Genomic DNA, 18,607 nt, shown 5'->3' with positions numbered 1-18,607 from the left:
TTTAATGATACGGCGACCACCGAGATCTACACCATACACTGTTCGTCGGCAGCGTCAGATGTGTATAAGAGACAGCCTCTAAACCGGCCCCTCACCCCTTGGCACACCTCCTGCTATAGCCCTGGCAGGCTGCGTTCCGACGCGCTCCACAAAAACAATTAAACGAAGGATCCTTCAATGGATAACTCCAACGCCCTGCCCCTTGGGTCGGCTGCCGTGCCGGCCAAACCGAGAACCACCGCCAGCCGGATCAAATCGATCTTCAGCGGCTCTGTCGGCAACATGGTCGAGTGGTATGACTGGTATGTGTATGCCGCCTTCTCCCTGTACTTCGCGAAAACCTTTTTCCCCGCCGGTTCCACCACCGCGCAACTGATGAACACCGCTGCGATCTTCGCCGTGGGCTTCCTGATGCGTCCGATTGGTGGCTGGCTGATGGGCATGTACGCCGACAAGGTCGGGCGCAAGAAAGCGCTGATGGCCTCGGTGTACCTGATGTGCTTCGGCTCGCTGCTGATCGCCCTGAGCCCGAACTATGAAACCATCGGCATCGGCGCGCCGGTCCTGCTGGTGTTCGCCCGCCTGCTGCAAGGCCTGTCGGTCGGCGGCGAGTACGGCACCTCGGCGACTTATCTGTCCGAGATGGCGACCAAGGAACGTCGCGGCTTCTTCTCCAGCTTCCAGTACGTGACCCTGATCTCCGGGCAGCTCATCGCCCTCGGCGTATTGATCGTGCTGCAAAACATGCTGACCACCGAACAGCTCTACGCGTGGGGCTGGCGTATCCCGTTCGCCATCGGTGCGCTGTGTGCGGTCGTGGCGCTGTACCTGCGTCGCGGCATGGAAGAAACCGAGTCGTTCACCAAGAAAGAAAAATCCAAGGAAAGCGCGATGCGCACCTTGATGCGCCACCCGAAAGAGTTGTTGACCGTGGTCGGCCTGACCATGGGCGGCACCCTGGCGTTCTACACCTACACCACCTACATGCAGAAATACCTGGTGAACACGGTCGGCATGAGCATCTCCGACTCGACCACCATTTCCGCCGCCACGCTGTTCCTGTTCATGTGCCTGCAACCGATCATCGGTGGCCTGTCGGACAAGATCGGTCGTCGCCCGATCCTGATCGCGTTCGGCGTGCTCGGTACGATCTTCACCGTGCCGATCCTGATGACCCTGCACACCATCCAGACCTGGTGGGGCGCGTTCTTCCTGATCATGGCGGCGCTGATCATCGTCAGCGGCTACACCTCGATCAACGCGGTGGTCAAAGCCGAATTGTTCCCGACCGAAATCCGCGCCCTGGGCGTTGGCCTGCCGTACGCGCTGACCGTATCGATCTTCGGCGGCACTGCCGAATACATCGCGCTGTGGTTCAAGAGCATCGGCATGGAAACCGGTTACTACTGGTACGTCACCGCGTGCATTGCCGTGTCGCTGCTGGTGTACATCACCATGAAAGACACCCAGAAGCATTCGCGGATCGTGACTGACTGATAGGGCTACTTCGCTGGCAGGCCACAAAATCTGTGTCCTGCCACGAACCCTACGGGGTCTCGCGTCTGGCTGGAAATATGCGCCGGGTCCTTGCACTATGGCTGCATCCGAATGCAGCTCAGGAATCCGCTCCCCATGCCCGATGACATCCACTTCTACGAACCCGCCAACGGCCACGGCCTGCCTCACGATCCGTTCAACGCCATCGTCGGCCCGCGGCCCATCGGCTGGATTTCCTCCCAGGATGCCGAAGGCCGGCTCAATCTCGCGCCATACAGTTTCTTCAACGCCTTCAACTACGTGCCGCCGATCATTGGTTTTTCCAGCGTCGGGCGCAAAGACAGTCTGAACAACATCGAACAGACCGGCGAATTCGTCTGGAACCTCGCCACGCGCCCGTTGGCCGAGCAGATGAACCAGAGCTGCGCGATGGTTGCGCCTGAGGTCAACGAGTTTGAACTGGCAGGGCTGACGACCGTGGCGTCAAAGGTGATTTCTGTACCTCGGGTCGCCGAAAGCCCGGTGTCCTTCGAGTGCAAGGTCACGCAGATCATCCAGCTGCAACGCGCCGATGGCGAAACCGTACCGAGCTGGCTGATCCTCGGTGAGGTGGTTGCGGTGCACATCGCCAAATGGCTGCTGAAGGACGGCATCTACGACACCGCCGCCGCACAACCGATTTTGCGCGGCGGCGGGCCGGCGGATTATTTCCAGCTGGGGCCTGAGGCTCTGTTCAAGATGTGGCGCCCGGGCGCACAGAAGTAATTACCAGATCAGCTCGGCGTCGTCAGTGACGCCCTTGAGCTTGTCCAGCTCGTTGATGGCCGCATCATCGGCAGCGATAGCGCCGGGAAACACCTGCTCATCGAGCAACTTGTGAAAGCGTGGGGCGCCGCCATCGACCAGGGCCTTGACCGCAATGGCCGCGTAATAACCCTTGTTGCCGCCCAGCTCAACGGGGACGACTGCGGAGACTGCTTCGAAGCGTTCAAACTCTTTACGTGCCATTCGCGGATCCTGGCTCAATCAAATAAGCCGGACATTAAACCCTCAACCGGCGAGTTTGTGTATCGGCGCGGTGCATTGACCGAGGGCCTGCGCGGCGGATACGTCCCTGAAGGTGTGGAAGTCGAGGCTGTTGACCACCAGGTCCTGGACCAGCTCGGCGAAGACTTCCATCGACGGACTGTTGAAATAAGCCGTCATTATCTGCTGACTGCTCCAGTAGCCGCTGACCAGCCACAGATCGGCGTCGCACTGCGATTGTTGCAGGGAAAAACTCAGGCAGCCGGGCGCAGCGCGCGAGACCTCGATCAACGCGCTCAGGCGCACGCCGAGTTCCGCCGAACGCCCGGCCTGGGCACGAACGAAGGCCATATGACTGACAGGCATTTGCTTGGACATGATCAACCCTCCATGAAATCGCGTGGCAGCCGGGGGACGGGCTGCGACTGGAGCAAAGATTAACGGCCGGGGCTGCCGCGCCGTTAGTCGATTCCTGCCTTCGCGTTGCACAATCCTGCGAGACTTGCCAAAACCCCGGCCGGCGCCGCTGCCCTGTAGGAGCTGCCGAAGGCTGCGATCTTTTGATCTCAAAAACAAAAATCAAAAGATCGCAGCCTTCGGCAGCTCCTACACACAGGCATCGCGTCGATGCTGATGGATATCGCGATGCAGAATCAGGCAAGCATTTGGCAGAATGTGTCTACCGCTGCTGCTTGCACAAACATATGCTCTGCTGCATTCCCCCCTCACTTGCCGAGGATGCCGTGCATGACGTCATTCGATCGTTTTCAAGCCGAACCCAGCGCCGACATGGAAAAGCAGCGCGCGGAGCTGGCGGCGATCATCCGCCGCAACACCAGCGACGATGGCAGCTACCAGACCGCGATCGGTTCGCTGGTGATGTCGCGCCACACCCAGTCCCATGACTTTGCCCCGGTACTCGCGCAGCCGGCGCTGTGCATCATGGCGCAGGGGCGCAAAGAGGTCCGTCTGGCCGACGAGTTTTTCAACTACGACCCGCTGAATTATCTGGTGGTGTCGGTTTCGATGCCGCTCAGCGGCCGGGTGGTCAATGTCTCGCCAGAGGAACCGATCCTCGCCGTGCGCCTGGATATCGATCCGACCGAAATCACCGCGCTGATCGCCGACGCCGGCCCGATGGGCGTGCCGACGCGGCCGACCGGACGTGGTCTGTACGTGGAAAAAATCGACAGCGCCATGCTCGACGCGGTGCTGCGTCTGGCGCGGCTGCTCGACGCGCCGAAAGACATCGCCATGCTCGCGCCGTTGATTCGCCGGGAGATTCTCTATCGTCTGCTGCGCAGCCCGCAGGGTCATCGTTTGTATGAGATTGCGATTGCCAACAGCCAGAGCCATCGCATCAGCCAGGCCATCAAATGGCTCAACGGCAACTTCGAGCAGCCGCTGCGCATCGATGATCTGGCGCGGGAAGTGAACCTCAGCGTGTCGACGTTGCATCACCGTTTCAAGGCGATGACGGCGATGAGTCCGTTGCAATATCAGAAGCAGCTGCGCCTGCAAGAAGCGCGGCGGCTGATGTTGACCGAAGGGCTGGAAGCCTCGGCGGCGGGGTATCGGGTGGGCTATGAAAGTCCGTCGCAGTTCAGCCGTGAGTACAGCCGCCTGTTTGGCGCGCCGCCGTTGCGGGATCTGGCGCGGTTGCGGCTGTCGGTCTGATCCGGAATCTGAAGTGGGGCTTATGGCGCTTTCGCGAGCAGGCTCGCTCCCACAGGGAAATGCATTCCAATGTGGGAGCGAGCCTGCTCGCGAAGGGGTCAGTCCAGGCGCTACATATCTATGATCAGACCGCGCGGATCACATGCTTGATCTCCTGAAACGCCGCCACCCCCCAAGGCCCCAGTTCGCGGCCGACGCTGCTCTGCTTGTAACCGCCCCAAGCCGTCTGCGGGAAGATCACCTGCGGAGCATTGATCCACACCAGCCCTGCCTGCAAGGCATTGGCCACGCGATCCGCCGTTGCAGCATCGCGTGTCACCACACTCGCGACCAGGCCGAACTGCGTGTCGTTGGCCAGCGCAATCGCCTCGCTCTCACTGGCGAAACTGCGCACACACACCACCGGACCGAAAATCTCTTCACGCCATAACGCGCTGTCCAGCGGCACGTCGGTGAACACCGTCGGTTGCAGAAAATAACCGCGCGGCAAATGCGCCGGACGATTACCGCCGCACACCAACCTCGCCCCGGCGCTCAAACCGCGATCAATATGCCCAAGCACTCGTTGGTACTGCGCCTGATTGACCAGCGCGCCCATCTCCACTTCCGCATCAAACGGATCAGCGACTCGGATCGCCTCCGCACGTTTTTGCAGGCGCTGAAGAAATTCATCCATCAATTCCTCGGCAACCAGCACCCGACTGGTGGCCGAGCACATTTGCCCGGCGTTGAAGAACGCCCCACCACACGCCAGTTCCACCGCCAGATCCAAATCGGCATCCGCCAGCACCAGCAAGGAAGATTTGCCACCCAGCTCCAGGCTCACACCCTTCACGGTTTCAGCAGCGCGTTGCATCACCTGCACACCCACAGCGTTGCTGCCGGTAAAGGAGATCTTGGCGATGCGAGGATCGGCAGACAACGGCGCGCCCACCGCCAGCCCGGTGCCGCAGACCAGATTGAACACGCCGTCGGGCAGCCCGGATGCAGCGATGATCGCGGCCAGTTCCAGCTCCGGCAGCGGCGTCACTTCAGAGGGTTTCAGTACCACGCAGCAACCGGCGGCGAGCGCTGGCGCCAGTTTCCATGCGGTGGTGACCATGGGGAAATTCCACGGCACGATCAGCCCGACCACGCCGCATGGCTCACGACGCAGGCGTGCGCTGAAGTCATCGCTGGGCAGCGGCACGTTGCTGTCCTGCCCGGCGTCGAGGCCTTCGGCGAGTTCGGCGTAATACTCGAAAGTGGCGATCACGTCATCGACATCGATGGCCGCTTCGAACTGCGGCTTGCCGTTGTTGCTCGATTGCAGGCTCATCAAATGCTCGCGACCGTTGCGCACGCCGTTGGCGATGTTGCGCAGGATCGCAGCGCGCTCGGTGCCGGAGGTCTGCGACCAGTGTTCGAACGCTTCGTACGCGGCGCTGATCGCTTGATCGACGGCCTGTTCGTCGCCGCCATTGACCGTGGTCAGCAGCGCTTCGCTGGCGGGATTGATCACCCGTAGATGCTCGCGGCCCGACGACCATTGACCGTTGATGTAGAGCCCGTCGAGTGTGGTTGGAAAACTGATCATTGGGCCACCGCCTGCATCCACTGGTTCTGGTCGATTTCAATCAGTGTCGGGCCTTGCCGGTCCGTCGCCTCGCGCAGCGCGGCGCGCAATTCGTCGATGCTGCTGATGGCTTGCGCGGCGCAACCGAGGCCCTTGGCCACGGCGACGAAATCCGGGGTATAGATGTCCACGCCGACCGGTTCGATGGCGCGGTTGACCATGTACTTTTTGATTTCCTCGTAACCCTGGTTATTCCACAGCAGGACGATCACCGGTACCCGTGCTTCAACGGCGCTGGCCAGTTCCGGCAGGGTGAACTGCAAGCCGCCGTCGCCGATCAGGCACACCACTGGCGGGCGCGCGCCGTTATCGAGTTGGCCGCCGAGCCACGCACCAATCGCCGCCGGCAACGCATAGCCGAGGGTGCCGTAACCGGTGGATGCGTTGAACCAGCGTCGCGGACGCCCGGGGTTGAACGTGAGGTTGCCGGTGTACACCGGTTGCGTGGAATCGCCGACGAACACCGCTTCGGGCAATTCGTGCAGCACGGTTTCGAGCAAACGCGTCTGCGCCAGCGTCGGCGCATCCCAGCTCGCGGCCAATTCATCACGCAGACGCGCGGCGCGAACCTGGCCCCAATCATTGCGGCGCTCGGCCAGCGGCTTTTGCATCAGCGTGCTGAGCAAGGCTTGCGCGGCGTTGCGCGAATCAGCGACCAGTGCGACGTGCGGCGGGTAGTTGCGCACGGTCTGATCGGCATCGATGTCGATGCGCAACAGCTCGCCGGGAATCTCGAAGCCGCCGGCGAAGGTCACGTCGTAATCGGTCTCGGCCAGCTCGGTGCCGATCGCCAGCACCACGTCGGCTTCAGCGACCAGCGCGCGGGTGGCAACCAGGCTCTGCGTCGAACCGATCAACAACGGATGACTGGTCGGCAGCATGCCTTTGGCGTTGATGGTCAGCGCCACTGGAGCGTCGAGCAATTCGGCGAGTCGGGTCAGCTGCGGCGCTGCGTCGATAGCACCGCCGCCGGCGAGAATCAGTGGACGTTGCGCCGTGGCTAGCAGTTCGCTCATGCGGGCCACGGCAGCCGGTGCGGCGCCGGCGCGATCGATATTCACCGGCAGGCTGGCGAGCAACTCATCGGCCTCTTCCACCAGCACGTCCAACGGAATTTCGATATGCACCGGACGCGGTCGCCCGGCCTGGAACAGCGCGAAAGCGCGAGCAAGCACCACCGGCAGTTCGGCAGCGGACATCAGCGTGTGCGAGAACGCTGCGACGCCGCCGACCAGTGCGCTCTGGTTCGGCAGTTCATGCAACTTGCCGCGCCCACCGCCCAACTGACTGCGCGACTGCACGCTGGAAATCACCAGCATCGGAATCGAATCGGCGTAAGCCTGGCCCATGGCCGTGGTGATATTGGTCATGCCCGGGCCGGTGATGATGAAACACACACCGGGTTTACCGCTGGTACGCGCGTAGCCGTCAGCCATGAACCCGGCGCCCTGTTCATGACGAGGCGTGACGTGGTTGATGCTTGAGCGCGCGAGGCCTCGGTACAGCTCGACGGTGTGCACACCGGGAATGCCGAACACCTGCTCGACCGCGTAATTCTCCAACAGCTTGACCAGTACTTCGCCGCACGTTGCCATGTTGATTGCCCTTTCATTCACTGAACACTCCCTGTGGGAGCGAGCCTGCTCGCGAATAAGCGGTCCAGCCAACATCCGTGTCGAACCTTGAACCGTCTTCGCGAGCAGGCTCGCTCCCACAGGGTCCGTGGAGTGCCCATTGGAACGGTGCGCAACTGGCAGCAACAATCGATTAAAAGTCATACTAGCCATGTCGCCACGTCATACCTCGGATCGCCATGAAACGCCCGCCCCCCCTGCCCGCTCTGCATACGTTCTGGATCACCGCGCAATGCTGCAATTTCACTCGCGCCGCCGAGCAGTTGCACATCACTCAGGGCGCGGTGAGCCGGCAGATCGCCGGGCTCGAAGAACAGCTCGGTTATCCGTTGTTCATTCGTCTGGCCCGAGGTCTGGCGCTGACGGCCGAAGGCCGCGAATGGCTGCCGCGAGTGGAAAAGGTCTTCGGGCTGATCAGTGAAGCGACCGAGCAGATCGGTCTGACGCGGCAAACCTTGCAACTCAAGGCACCGAGCTGCGTGATGCGCTGGCTGCTGCCGCGTCTGCTGCAATGGCAAAAGGAACGCCCGGACGTGCCGGTCAAATTGACGGCCTCGCTGCAACACGGGGTGGATTTTCAGCGCGAGCAATTCGACGCCGCGGTGATCTACGGCCCGCCGCCGGACCATTCGCCAGGCGCACTGCATCTGTTCGACGAGCAACTGACACCGGTCTGCTCGCCGCAATTGCTCAAGGGTTCGCCGGCGCTGAATTCACCGCAGGATTTGCAAGAGCATCTGTTATTGCACCCGACCCACGACATTCAGGACTGGTCGGTATGGCTCGATGCAGCGGGATTGCGCTTGGGCAACCTTGGCAGGGGGCAGCATTTCGAAACGCTGGATCAGGCGATGTCGATGGCCTCGCACGGCACGGGTGTGGCGATCGGGGACTGGTCGCTGATTGGTGATGATCTGAACGCCGGGCGGCTGTTGATGCCGTTTGCGTTGAAGGTGAAGACGGGGTTGGCGTATTACGTGGTGGTGCCTGCTGGAGCCGAACCCTCGCCGCAACTTGAGGAACTGATGCTCTGGCTGGTTGAGCAGGCACATACCCGCTGAACACCGCTATACCCCTGTAGGAGCTGCCGAAGGCTGCGATCTTTTGATCTTGATCTTGATCTTGATCTTGATCTTGATCTTGAAAAGCAAAATCAAAAGATCGCAGCCTTCGGCTGCTCCTACAGGGACAGCATTTCAGATCAGTAACCGACGGTATAACGCTGGCGCGAATGCTTCGGCGTTTGCACTTCGTCAATCAGCGCAATCGCGTAATCGGCAAATGTGATCCAGCTACGCCCATCGGCACTGACCAACAGATGATCCTTGCCGACGCGATATTGGCCGCTGCGTTCACCCTCGACAAATTCCGCCGACGGCGAGAGGAAAGTCCAGTCCAGTTCCTGCTCCTGACGCAACGCATCAAGAAACGCCGCCCCCGCGCTCGCCTCGGCTTTGTATTCGGCCGGGAAACCGGCACTGTCGATCACTCGCGTGTCATCCGGCAGCAACAGCGAACCGGCGCCGCCGACCACCAGCAAGCGCTTCACGCCTGCCTGCTTCACCGGTCCGACAATCGCCGAGGCCGGGACGGTGGCGAAATGCGCTGCGCTGATCACCACGTCGTGACCGGCCACCGCCGCTTGCAGCGCCGCCGAATCCAGCACGTCGAGGCTCTTGCTGACGACACCGGCGCGATCACCGACCTTTGAGGTATCGCGGGCAATGGCGGTGACGCTGTGGCCGCGACGCACGGCTTCTTCCAGCAGTTGGCTACCGGCACGGCCGGTGGCACCAATGATTGCAATCTTGCTCATGACATTCTCCAGTTGGCTTGAAAATGCTGCGTGTTCAGGTTCGGCTTACCACTGCATCTCGCCCTTGGCGACTTTCGCGCTGAGCTCCAGCGAGCTTTCCTCGCCGAGTTGCGGATAGCGTTTTTTCATCGCTGCGATCAGTGCAGCAGAGTCTTTGGCCTTGGCGGTTTCGGCATCGAAGGCCTTGATGTAATCAGCGGTGAATTTCACGCTGGCCAGCGAGCGGCTGCTGTCGCCCAGAAAATGGCCGGGTACTACGGTTTGCGGTTTCAGGCTTTCGATGGCGTGCAGGGTGTGCAGCCAGTCGGCGTGGGATTGCGCGGTCTGGGTGTCGGCCATCCACACATGAATGTTCTCGGCGACCACTACGCCACCGACCACTGCTTTGAGCGACGGGATCCATACGAAGCTGCGATCCGGTTGCTTGCCGTCGAGGCCGATCACCTGCAATTGCTTGCCTTCGAGGGTCAGGCTGTCGCCCTTGAGCACGTCCGGGACGATGGTTTTCGCCGGCACATCGGCGCCCATTTTCGGCCCCCAGTAGGCCAGTTTGCCGTCGACGGTGTGCTTGATGTGATCGACAGTCGGCTGCGAAGCCAGCACTTTCGCCTGCGGGAATGCTTTGGTCAGGGTGTCGAGGCCGAAGTAGTAATCCGGGTCACCGTGGCTGATGTAGATGGTGGTCAACTGTTTGCCACTGGCGCGGATCTTCTCCACCACCTGTTCGGCCTGGGATTTGCCGAATTGCGCATCGACCAGAATCGCTTCTTTCTCACCGCTGACCAGCACCGAGCTGACCGGAAAAATCGCCTGGGTGCCCGGATTGTAGACATCTAGGCTCAGCTCGGCGGCGGATGCATGGGCGGCAAAGCCGAAAAATGCTGCGGCGAGCAGAACGCGTTTGAAGGGGGTGAAGCCGATCATTTGTTGCTCCGGATTGCGAATGCCAGTCTGGCGATGAACAGAGCTTAGTTGCCAGACTCAGTACAAAAAATGCGATGCTTGGACATAGTTTGTTTCTGAAAGCGGGCAAATCATGGATCGGCTTCAAGCAATGCGAGTATTCGTCACGGTGGTGGACCTCGGCAGTCAGTCGGCGGCGGCTGACCACCTCGACCTGTCGCGGCCGGTGGTGTCGCGCTATCTGGCGGAGCTGGAAGACTGGGTCGGCGCGCGGCTGATGCACCGCACCACGCGCAAATTGAGCCTGACCGCCGCTGGCAGTGAAATCCTCCCGCGCTGCCGGCAGATGCTCGACCTGTCGCACGACATGCAGGCCGCCGTCAGCGAACCCGATGACGCGCCGCGCGGATTGCTGCGGATCAGCGTCAGCACCTCGTTTGGCCAGGCGCAACTGGCCGATGCGGTCGCGGCATACGTCAAGCTTTACCCCGGCGTGAGTATCGATCTGCAAATGCTCGACCGCACGGTGAATCTGGTCGATGAACGCATCGATCTGGCGATTCGCACCAGCAACGATCTTGATCCGAATCTGATCGCCAGACGCTTGACCGTGTGCCGTTCGGTGGTCTGCGCAGCACCGGCGTATCTGCTTGAGCATCCGGCGCCGTTGCGGGTGGAGGAACTGAGCCGACACAACTGCCTGACCCATTCCTATTTCGGCAAGAGCCTGTGGCATTTCGAGGAGGATGGCGAACCGGTTTCGGTGCCGGTGCAGGGCAATATCAGCGCCAACGAGGCCAGCACCCTTCTGCGCGCAACCCTGGCCGGCGCGGGCGTGGCGATGCTGCCGACCTACCAGGCTGGCGTGCATATTCACAACGGCGAACTGCTGCGTTTGCTGCCACACGCAGAACCGCGCCAGATGAATATCTACGCGGTGTACGCCTCACGTAAACACATGCCGGCGGCACTGCGCAGCATGCTCGACTTTCTGGTTCAGCGTTTTCCCGAAAATCCCGCGTGGGATGAAGCTGCGAGCCTCAAGCCACAAGCGCCAAGCTGACCGCGTCGTGACAGCTTGCTGCTTGCCGCATGCCGCTTGCCGCATGCCGCATGCCGCTTAAAGCTTGCAGCTGCGCCTGCCTGACCTATGCTCAAAGTAATACCGCAAGGTAGACGTTCAGAGGTCGAACACCATGAACATCAAAACAAAAAGATACGCCGCCATTTTCATCACCTGCGCCGCCACGCTGGCGCTGTACGGCACCGCTGCCTGGCGGGTCGAGCAGTTGCGCCAGCTGCCGCGCGAGTATGCGAGCTGCAACTACGAGCGGTGTATTCCGCACAATGCCACGCTGAACGCATTGCGCTGATAGACCTGAGCTGGAATGCAACCCTGTGGGAGCGAGCTTGCTCGCGAAAGCGGTGGGTCAGTCAGCCTGTTTGTTGGATGACACTCCGCCTTCGCGAGCAAGCTCGCTCCCACAGGTGTTGGGTGGTGCTTTTAAGGTTGCTGCTCGGCCTTCAAGCGGTCGCGGAATGCCTTTGGTGAAATCCCCACGCGGCGGCGGAACAGCCGGGTGAAGTTGGTCGGATCGGAAAAACCCAACAGCTCCGACATCTCGTAAATCGTCATGCTGGTGTAGGTCAGCAGGCGCTTGGCTTCCAGCAACTGACGCTCGTGCATGATCTGCAACGCCGGTTGCCCGGCCAGTTCACGGCAGGTGCCGTTGAGGTGCGACACGGAGATGCCCAGGCGATGGGCGAGGTCTTCGACCTTGACGTGCTGGCGGTAAGTCTCTTCCACCAACTGAATGAAACCGTTGAGGTATTCGCGCTGGCGTTGCGGCCGTTGGCTGGCCTTGTGACGAACGATCGCCTGGCGGCTGACCCAGACCATGATCACGCTGACCAGCGAATGCATGAGCATTTCCCGCGCCGGTTGATGGCCGTTGTACTCGGCCTGCAACGCTGAAAACAGGCTGTTGAGATAATCGCCATCCTTGCCGGCCGGGTAGTTTTCCGCCCGGGCCAACGCGTGTACCGAATCGCCCAGTTGCGCCTGCAAATGGTTGATCAGCGGCGTGGCCAAGGTGACGATGAAGCCTTCAACATCCTCGGAAAAACGAAAGCCGTGCACCGACAACGGTGGCAGCACCTGTATCGCCGGAGTCTCGAGTTGCGTGCGCTGGCCTTCGATTTCGAGCTCTGCCTGACCTTTGAAAACGAACAGCAGCTGGCACAGATCCGCGTGGCGGTGAGGTTTGATTTCCCATTGATGTTCGCGACTGCGCGAGGAAATGGTTTCACAGTGCAGCAAGTCCGGGGTCGGCCAGTCCAGGCTTTCACCATAGAGCTTGAACACCGGAATCGAAGGCAGGGCAGGCTTGTTCATACTTCAATCCAGGCCTCTGGTTTTTGGGCGATAATCGCACCGATTGGCAGAATGTACAGGTATCGGCTCAGTTTTCACCTTCAATTGACAGACCCGCAAGGGAAAAATGCAAGCACTCGATCCATAAAATCATTCACCGGTTGTTGCTGCGTGAAGCTTGCGAGTCATAAAAACAATGAAAACCCTGAAAACCCAAGTCGCCATTATCGGCGCCGGTCCTTCCGGACTGCTCCTCGGCCAGTTGCTGCACAACGCTGGCATCGACACCCTGATCCTCGAACGCCAGACGCCCGATTACATTCTTGGGCGCATCCGTGCCGGTGTGCTTGAACAAGGCATGGTAGAGCTGCTGCGTGAGGCCGGCGTCGGTCAGCGAATGGATGCCGAAGGTCTGGTTCATGGCGGCTTCGATCTGGCGCTGGACGGGCGTCAGGTGCACATCGACCTGCATGCGCTTACCGGCGGCAAAACAGTAATGGTCTACGGCCAGACCGAGGTCACCCGCGACCTGATGGCCGCTCGTCGGGAGGCCGGCGCGCCAACAATTTATCAAGCGAGCAATGTCGTTCCCCATGGCATGAAAAGCGACGAAGCTTTTGTCACCTTCGAAAAGGACGGTGAAAGCTGGCGCGTTGATGGCGATTACATCGCCGGTTGCGATGGTTTCCATGGCGTCGCGCGGCAGTCGATTCCGGCCGATTGCCTGAAGATTTTCGAGCGGGTCTACCCGTTCGGCTGGCTGGGCATTCTTGCCGACACACCGCCGGTCCACGATGAATTGGTCTACGCCCGCCACGAACGCGGCTTCGCTTTGTGCAGCATGCGTTCGGCCACCCGTACCCGCTATTACCTGCAAGTGCCGGCGGATGAAAACGTCGATGACTGGAGCGATCAGCGTTTCTGGGATGAGTTGAAAAAACGCCTGCCGGATGCCCTCGCGGAAAAACTGGTGACCGGTCCTTCGATCGAAAAAAGCATCGCGCCGCTGCGCAGTTTTGTCGTCGAACCAATGCAATACGGCCGGATGTTTCTGGTCGGCGACGCTGCCCATATCGTACCGCCCACTGGCGCCAAGGGCTTGAACCTGGCCGCCAGCGATGTCAGCACGTTGTTCAATATTCTGCTGAAGGTCTATCGCGAAGATCGCACTGATCTGCTGGAAAAATACTCGGAGATCTGCCTGCGCCGAGTATGGAAAGCCGAACGGTTTTCCTGGTGGATGACGTCGATGCTGCATCGCTTCGACGAGCACGATGAATTCAGCCAGCGCATCAGCGCGTCGGAACTGGACTACTTTGTCAGCTCGCAAGCAGGGCAAAAAACCATTGCAGAAAATTACGTCGGGCTTCCGTACGAGGCTATCGAATAGCTTCCTACCGACTTACACTGCGAGCATCCACCCGCGCGCGAAGGCCGCGCGGGTCCATCACTGCCCGCAGGTTTTCCGTGACCACTCTCAATCAGCCTGAAACGCCCAAACCGGCCATTCGCAGCGTGCTGGTCGCCTTGATGATGGCGATCTTCCTCGGTGCGCTGGACCAGACCATCGTCGCCGTGTCGATGCCGGCGATCTCCGCGCAATTCAAGGACGTCAGCCTGCTGGCCTGGGTGATTTCCGGCTACATGGTGGCGATGACCGTGGCGGTGCCGATCTACGGCAAGCTCGGTGACCTTTACGGGCGGCGCAAACTGATGTTGTTCGGCATGGGCCTGTTCACCCTTGCCTCGCTGTTCTGCGGCATGGCGCAGAGCATGGAACAACTGGTGCTGGCACGAATCCTTCAAGGCATCGGCGCCGGCGGCATGATCTCGGTGAGTCAGGCGATCATCGGCGACATCGTCCCGCCACGTGAACGCGGGCGCTATCAGGGTTATTTCAGCAGCATGTACGCCGTGGCCAGCGTTGCCGGCCCGGTGCTCGGCGGCTACATGACCGAATACCTGTCGTGGCGCTGGGTGTTTCTGATCAACCTGCCGCTGGGCCTCGGCGCCTGGTGGGTGGCTCGGCGCAATCTGCGCGGCTTGCCGATTCCGCAACGCAAACCGGTGATCGATTACCTCGGCACGGTGCTGATGATCATCGGCCTGACCGCGTTGCTGCTCGGCATCACCGAAGTCGGCCAGGGTCATTCATGGCGCAGCAGCGAAGTGCTCGGCCTGTTCGCTTGTGCCGTGGTGGTATTGGCGCTGTTCGTCTGGCATGAACGCCGGGCGCGGGAGCCGTTGCTGCCGATGCACCTGTTCGCCAACCGCAATGCCCTGTTGTGCTGGTGCACGATTTTCTTCACCAGTTTCCAGGCCATCTCGCTGATCGTGCTGATGCCGTTGCGCTTTCAAAGCGTCACCGGCGCCGGCGCCGACAGCGCCGCGTTGCACTTGCTGCCACTGGCGATGGGCTTGCCGATCGGCGCCTATTTCGCCGGCCGCCGCACCTCGATCACCGGACGCTACAAACCGCAGATTCTCACCGGGGCGATCCTCATGCCGATCTCGATTCTCGGCATGGCCTTCAGTCCGCCACAAGCGACACTGCTCAGCGGTCTGTTCATGCTGCTCAGCGGCATCGCTGGCGGCATGCAGTTCCCGACCTCGCTGGTTGGCACGCAGAACTCGGTGGAACAACGCGACATCGGCGTCGCCACCAGCACCACCAACCTGTTCCGCTCACTGGGCGGCGCGGTGGGCGTGGCGTTGATGTCGGCGCTGCTGCTGGCGTTGCTGCACGATTCCAGTTTTGCCCACCTTGCGAGCAGCTCGCTGATCAGCGAAGGGCATTCGGGCAACGTTCTGCTCGATGGCCTGAACGCAGCACCCGGCGAAGCGCAGAACGCCTTGCGCGCGGAGCTGCTGGTGACCTTCCGCCACTTGCTCTGGGTCAGCACGGCAGTGTCGTTGCTGGGGCTGGCGGCGGCGATTGCCATGCCGAACAACCTGTTGCGCGGGCGCGAACACGGCGCGAAATAATTGCCGCAACAAATACCACTGTGGGAGCGAGCCTGCTCGCGAAGGCGCGGTGTCAGCCGACACATAGCTGAATGACACACTGCTTCGCGAGCAGGCTCGCTCCCACAAGGGAACAGTGTTCGCTCAAGGGCTGTAGTAGCCCACCGCGACGAGAAAGTGCCCGACCTTTTTCAGGTACGCATGCTTGTCCTCGATCTTGCCGGTCACCGGGTTTTTCCAGCGGTATTCGTATTCGCCTTCATCCTGTTTGCCGATCAGCGCCAGAATCGGCTCGCCCACCGGTTTGCCTTCCGGGTCCTTGACCTTGCCAAAATCAGTGTTGATCAAGCGTAGATTGGTGCCGTGGGCGACGTAGCGTTGATTGTTCAGATCGACCACGAAGACATACAGGTCATCCTGCAAGTAACCGCCCTTGAGTGAGTTGATCGCGGTCAGCGTGCCCTTCTCGTTCTTGGTCAGATCCGTCGCGGCTTTGTCCAGCAAGGCCTTGGCCTGCTCAGCTGAGGCCCGTGGCAGGTAGTAACCCACCGCGAGAATGCGCTGCCCGACGCGCTGGTAGAACACATGCTTGCGCTCGACCTTGCCGTCGGCCCAGTTCTGCCAGCGGTATTCGGCCTGCTGGATACCGTTGCCTTCCGGCACTTTCAGCGCATCCTTGAACGCCTTCTGCAGATCCGGCCCGAGCACTTCGCTGACATCACGACCGATCAGCGCCGACGACGGCCCGCCACTGGCAAGCATGACGCCTTTGGTGTCGAGGACGAACACGTAGCGATCCTTGTCGACGAACTCACCCTGGCGGCTGAACGCGGCGAACGCCTTGTCACCATTGTCGTGGTAGTAGGCCAAGGCTTTTTCCAGCAGGGCAATGGCGGCCTGACTGTCATCCTTGGCGGCGGTGGCGGCGCTGGCCTGGCCGAAGCCGGCCAACAACATCAGGCCGAGCCAGGCCACTTTATGCAAAAACCCCATAGCGCATCCCTCGTTCTTTTTGGTGTTTCAAGAGCGTAGACGGCTTGCGGTCATGTAGAGATATTCAGAGCGTTTCTGAACATTGCGCCGTGAAGCTGGCAAGCAACGCTCGCCAGCCTCGCTCAGCGCTTACGGGCGGGAATTGATCTGCTGCTGGAGATTCTGGATCTGCGCCTGCAAGGTGTTGAGGTTGCGGGTCATCTGCGCGCGGAACGCATCGAACTCGGCGGTATTGCCGCCACCCTGTGGCGCTGCCGGGCGGTTGTCCTGCTGACTTTTCAACACCACGATGTCCTGCTCCAGACGATCGATCGCCGCGCTCGGATTGCCCTGTTTCTTCAGCGCGGCGATATCGGCGCCGAGGCTTTTGAACTGGGCGTCGAAGGCTTTCAACTGCGCATCGACCTTGCTGGTATCGGCCGGAGTGCTTTTGATGGTCGCCAACTCGGCACTCAAGGCTTTGACCTGAGCCTGCAACTGCGTATTGGCGTTCTGTTGTTCGGTGGTCTGCGCGGTCATCTGCGCCAGACGCTTGTCCAGTTCGCTGGCCTGCCCAGCCACGCCTTGCTGCTGCTTGCTCTGGTCGAGCAGCTTGCCTTCGAGTTGCTTGATTTGCAGCTTCAGCGCTTCGCTGTCACTGCTGACGTTGCTCTGGCTGGCGACAACCTTGCCGGAAATATCCTGCAGGCGCCCCGCCGCTTCCTCGCTGATGCGGGCGAAGCTTTCCTGGGTGGCGACCAGTTGCTGTTCCATCAACGAAATCTGCTGGAAGCTCCACCAGGCCAGACCGATGAAGGCAAAAAACAACGCGCCGACCAGCGCCCACAGCGGCCCGGTGCTGGCGGCCTTGACCTTGACCACTGGCGCGCTGCGCGAATGCACGGAAGTGCGGGGGCCGGGCGCGATGTCATCGTCATCGAACGGGTCGGCGCGCAGGCTTGGCACGTTGTCGAAATCGTCGTCGTGGGCATCGTTTCGCATGGACATTGAGGCAACCTTTGGCAAACGCGGTGATGGCTAAATGCTGCGAAGTATAACCGCCGCAGCCGCAGGCATTGACCCTCAACCCGCAAGGCGGTTCATTGCCGCCCGGCCGAATCGTTTCAACGGATGTCCTGGGCTTTCCACCACGCACAGAACTCATCGAGGGCAGCCCACAGGCTGACTTTCGGATCGTAGTCGAGATAATGCCGGGCGCGGCTGATGTCGAGGGTGAAATTTTTCTTCATGACCTGCATGCCCAGGCGCGACAGGGTCGGCTCAGGGCGTCCCGGCCAGAGCATGCACGCGCCTTCGTTGAGCGCCGCAACACTGTACGCGAGACCGTAGGAGCGATATTTGCGCACCTGATCGACGTCCATCCGCCGCATCACGTAATTGACCACGTCCCACAGCGGCACCGGCGTGCCGTTGCTGATGTTGTAGGCCTTGCCCAGCGCCGAACCTTGCGCCAACAGGCTGCTGAGCATGGCTTCGCTGAGGTTCTGCACGCTGGTGAAATCGACCTTGTTCAAGCCATTGCCGATGATCGCCAGGCGGCCCTTGCGCTGCATCTTCAGCAGGCGCGGGAAGATGCTCATGTCGCCGGCACCGGTGACGAAACGCGGGCGCAGGGCGATGGTTTCCAGACCGAATTCCTGTGCGCCGAAGACCTTCTGCTCAGCCAGATATTTGGTCGCGGCGTAGGGATGCTTGAAGCGTTTGGGCACTTGCTCTTCGGTCAGACCGAGATGGTCGCGGCCATCGAAATAGATCGACGGCGACGACAGATGCACCAGCCGCCGCACCCGCTGCTTGAGGCACGCTTCGACGACGTTTTCGGTGACTTCGACGTTGCCCTGATGAAAGTCCTGATAACGCCCCCACACACCGACAGCACCGGCGCAATGCACCACGGCTTCGACATCGTTGCACAGATCCCGCACCAGATCGGCGTCGGTCAGATCGCCCGGCACGAACTCCGCGCCTCGGCGCACCAGATGCTCGACGCTCTCGGCCCGGCGACCGTTGACCCGCACTTCAAGGCCCTGCTCCAGGGCGAAACGCGCAAAGCGCCCGCCAATAAAGCCGCTGGCGCCGGTAACCAAAATCTTCATCAAAAACTCCAG

18 protein-coding genes are annotated in these 18,607 nt (G+C 60.9%); 8 read left to right on the top strand and 10 right to left on the bottom strand.

What is annotated here, in order from left to right:
• Nucleotides 1-177 precede the first annotated feature (177 nt).
• Complete coding sequence (locus AC0IXA_RS24790) at nucleotides 178-1,497, top strand: MFS transporter (protein ID WP_341638915.1); 1,320 nt, start codon at nucleotides 178-180, stop codon at nucleotides 1,495-1,497.
• Between the two features lie 135 nt (nucleotides 1,498-1,632).
• A complete protein-coding gene (locus AC0IXA_RS24785) occupies nucleotides 1,633-2,262 on the top strand; it encodes a flavin reductase family protein (RefSeq protein WP_071173402.1) in 630 nt (209 codons plus the stop codon).
• Here the strand turns inward: AC0IXA_RS24785 and AC0IXA_RS24780 are convergent, their stop codons facing one another.
• Nucleotides 2,263-2,505, bottom strand: coding sequence for a hypothetical protein (locus AC0IXA_RS24780; RefSeq protein WP_016773447.1), 243 nt, complete (start codon nucleotides 2,503-2,505; stop codon nucleotides 2,263-2,265).
• 42 nt (nucleotides 2,506-2,547) lie between these two features.
• Nucleotides 2,548-2,901, bottom strand: a complete 354-nt coding sequence (locus tag AC0IXA_RS24775; RefSeq protein ID WP_471814674.1) for a putative quinol monooxygenase — start codon at nucleotides 2,899-2,901, stop codon at nucleotides 2,548-2,550.
• 369 nt (nucleotides 2,902-3,270) lie between these two features.
• Here AC0IXA_RS24775 and AC0IXA_RS24770 point away from each other — a divergent pair, with 369 nt between their 5' ends.
• A complete protein-coding gene (locus AC0IXA_RS24770) occupies nucleotides 3,271-4,200 on the top strand; it encodes an AraC family transcriptional regulator (protein ID WP_016773445.1) in 930 nt (309 codons plus the stop codon).
• Between the two features lie 124 nt (nucleotides 4,201-4,324).
• Here AC0IXA_RS24770 and AC0IXA_RS24765 read toward each other — a convergent pair whose 3' ends face one another.
• Together AC0IXA_RS24765 and AC0IXA_RS24760 are read right to left on the bottom strand one after the other, a co-directional pair.
• On the bottom strand, nucleotides 4,325-5,776 hold the full coding sequence (locus tag AC0IXA_RS24765; RefSeq protein ID WP_471814673.1) for an aldehyde dehydrogenase family protein: 1,452 nt from the start codon (nucleotides 5,774-5,776) through the stop codon (nucleotides 4,325-4,327).
• Nucleotides 5,773-7,410 (bottom strand): 5-guanidino-2-oxopentanoate decarboxylase, encoded by a 1,638-nt coding sequence (locus AC0IXA_RS24760; protein ID WP_471814675.1) that lies wholly within the window; start codon nucleotides 7,408-7,410, stop codon nucleotides 5,773-5,775. The genes AC0IXA_RS24765 and AC0IXA_RS24760 overlap by 4 nt, the downstream gene beginning before the upstream one ends.
• A gap of 218 nt (nucleotides 7,411-7,628) precedes the next feature.
• On the opposite strand from AC0IXA_RS24760, the gene AC0IXA_RS24755 reads away from it, so the two are divergent.
• Nucleotides 7,629-8,510, top strand: coding sequence for a LysR substrate-binding domain-containing protein (locus AC0IXA_RS24755; RefSeq protein WP_471814672.1), 882 nt, complete (start codon nucleotides 7,629-7,631; stop codon nucleotides 8,508-8,510).
• A gap of 140 nt (nucleotides 8,511-8,650) precedes the next feature.
• On the opposite strand, the gene AC0IXA_RS24750 is transcribed toward AC0IXA_RS24755, so the two are convergent.
• Together AC0IXA_RS24750 and AC0IXA_RS24745 are read right to left on the bottom strand one after the other, a co-directional pair.
• Nucleotides 8,651-9,265 (bottom strand): NAD(P)-dependent oxidoreductase, encoded by a 615-nt coding sequence (locus AC0IXA_RS24750; protein ID WP_471814671.1) that lies wholly within the window; start codon nucleotides 9,263-9,265, stop codon nucleotides 8,651-8,653.
• Between the two features lie 45 nt (nucleotides 9,266-9,310).
• A complete protein-coding gene (locus tag AC0IXA_RS24745; protein ID WP_130927148.1) occupies nucleotides 9,311-10,189 on the bottom strand; it encodes an MBL fold metallo-hydrolase in 879 nt (292 codons plus the stop codon).
• A gap of 112 nt (nucleotides 10,190-10,301) precedes the next feature.
• Between AC0IXA_RS24745 and AC0IXA_RS24740 the strand changes: the two genes are divergently transcribed.
• A complete protein-coding gene (locus AC0IXA_RS24740; RefSeq protein WP_471814670.1) occupies nucleotides 10,302-11,231 on the top strand; it encodes a LysR family transcriptional regulator in 930 nt (309 codons plus the stop codon).
• A 133-nt stretch (nucleotides 11,232-11,364) separates the two neighbouring features.
• A complete protein-coding gene (locus tag AC0IXA_RS24735) occupies nucleotides 11,365-11,541 on the top strand; it encodes a hypothetical protein (RefSeq protein WP_016773438.1) in 177 nt (58 codons plus the stop codon).
• A gap of 131 nt (nucleotides 11,542-11,672) precedes the next feature.
• Here AC0IXA_RS24735 and AC0IXA_RS24730 read toward each other — a convergent pair whose 3' ends face one another.
• Entirely contained in the window at nucleotides 11,673-12,563 is an 891-nt protein-coding gene (locus AC0IXA_RS24730; RefSeq protein WP_110603224.1) for a helix-turn-helix domain-containing protein, read from the bottom strand.
• A 175-nt stretch (nucleotides 12,564-12,738) separates the two neighbouring features.
• On the opposite strand from AC0IXA_RS24730, the gene pobA reads away from it, so the two are divergent.
• Together pobA and AC0IXA_RS24720 are read left to right on the top strand one after the other, a co-directional pair.
• On the top strand, nucleotides 12,739-13,932 hold the full coding sequence (gene pobA, locus AC0IXA_RS24725; RefSeq protein WP_460154406.1) for a 4-hydroxybenzoate 3-monooxygenase: 1,194 nt from the start codon (nucleotides 12,739-12,741) through the stop codon (nucleotides 13,930-13,932).
• Nucleotides 13,933-14,009: 77 nt separating this feature from the next.
• A complete protein-coding gene (locus AC0IXA_RS24720; RefSeq protein ID WP_341638905.1) occupies nucleotides 14,010-15,527 on the top strand; it encodes an MDR family MFS transporter in 1,518 nt (505 codons plus the stop codon).
• A 123-nt stretch (nucleotides 15,528-15,650) separates the two neighbouring features.
• Here the strand turns inward: AC0IXA_RS24720 and AC0IXA_RS24715 are convergent, their stop codons facing one another.
• The 3 genes from AC0IXA_RS24715 to AC0IXA_RS24705 form a co-directional block, all read right to left on the bottom strand.
• Nucleotides 15,651-16,499, bottom strand: a complete 849-nt coding sequence (locus AC0IXA_RS24715) for a cache domain-containing protein (protein ID WP_341638904.1) — start codon at nucleotides 16,497-16,499, stop codon at nucleotides 15,651-15,653.
• Nucleotides 16,500-16,628: 129 nt separating this feature from the next.
• Nucleotides 16,629-17,486 (bottom strand): ATPase, encoded by an 858-nt coding sequence (locus AC0IXA_RS24710; protein ID WP_076563987.1) that lies wholly within the window; start codon nucleotides 17,484-17,486, stop codon nucleotides 16,629-16,631.
• 116 nt (nucleotides 17,487-17,602) lie between these two features.
• A complete protein-coding gene (locus AC0IXA_RS24705; RefSeq protein WP_341638903.1) occupies nucleotides 17,603-18,595 on the bottom strand; it encodes an NAD-dependent epimerase/dehydratase family protein in 993 nt (330 codons plus the stop codon).
• Between the last annotated feature and the right edge of the window lie 12 nt (nucleotides 18,596-18,607).

The sequence above is a fragment of the Pseudomonas sp. AC083 genome, assembly GCF_979253165.1.
Note: the sequence above shows the minus strand (reverse complement) of the source record. Positions and strands in the feature narration are given on the sequence as shown.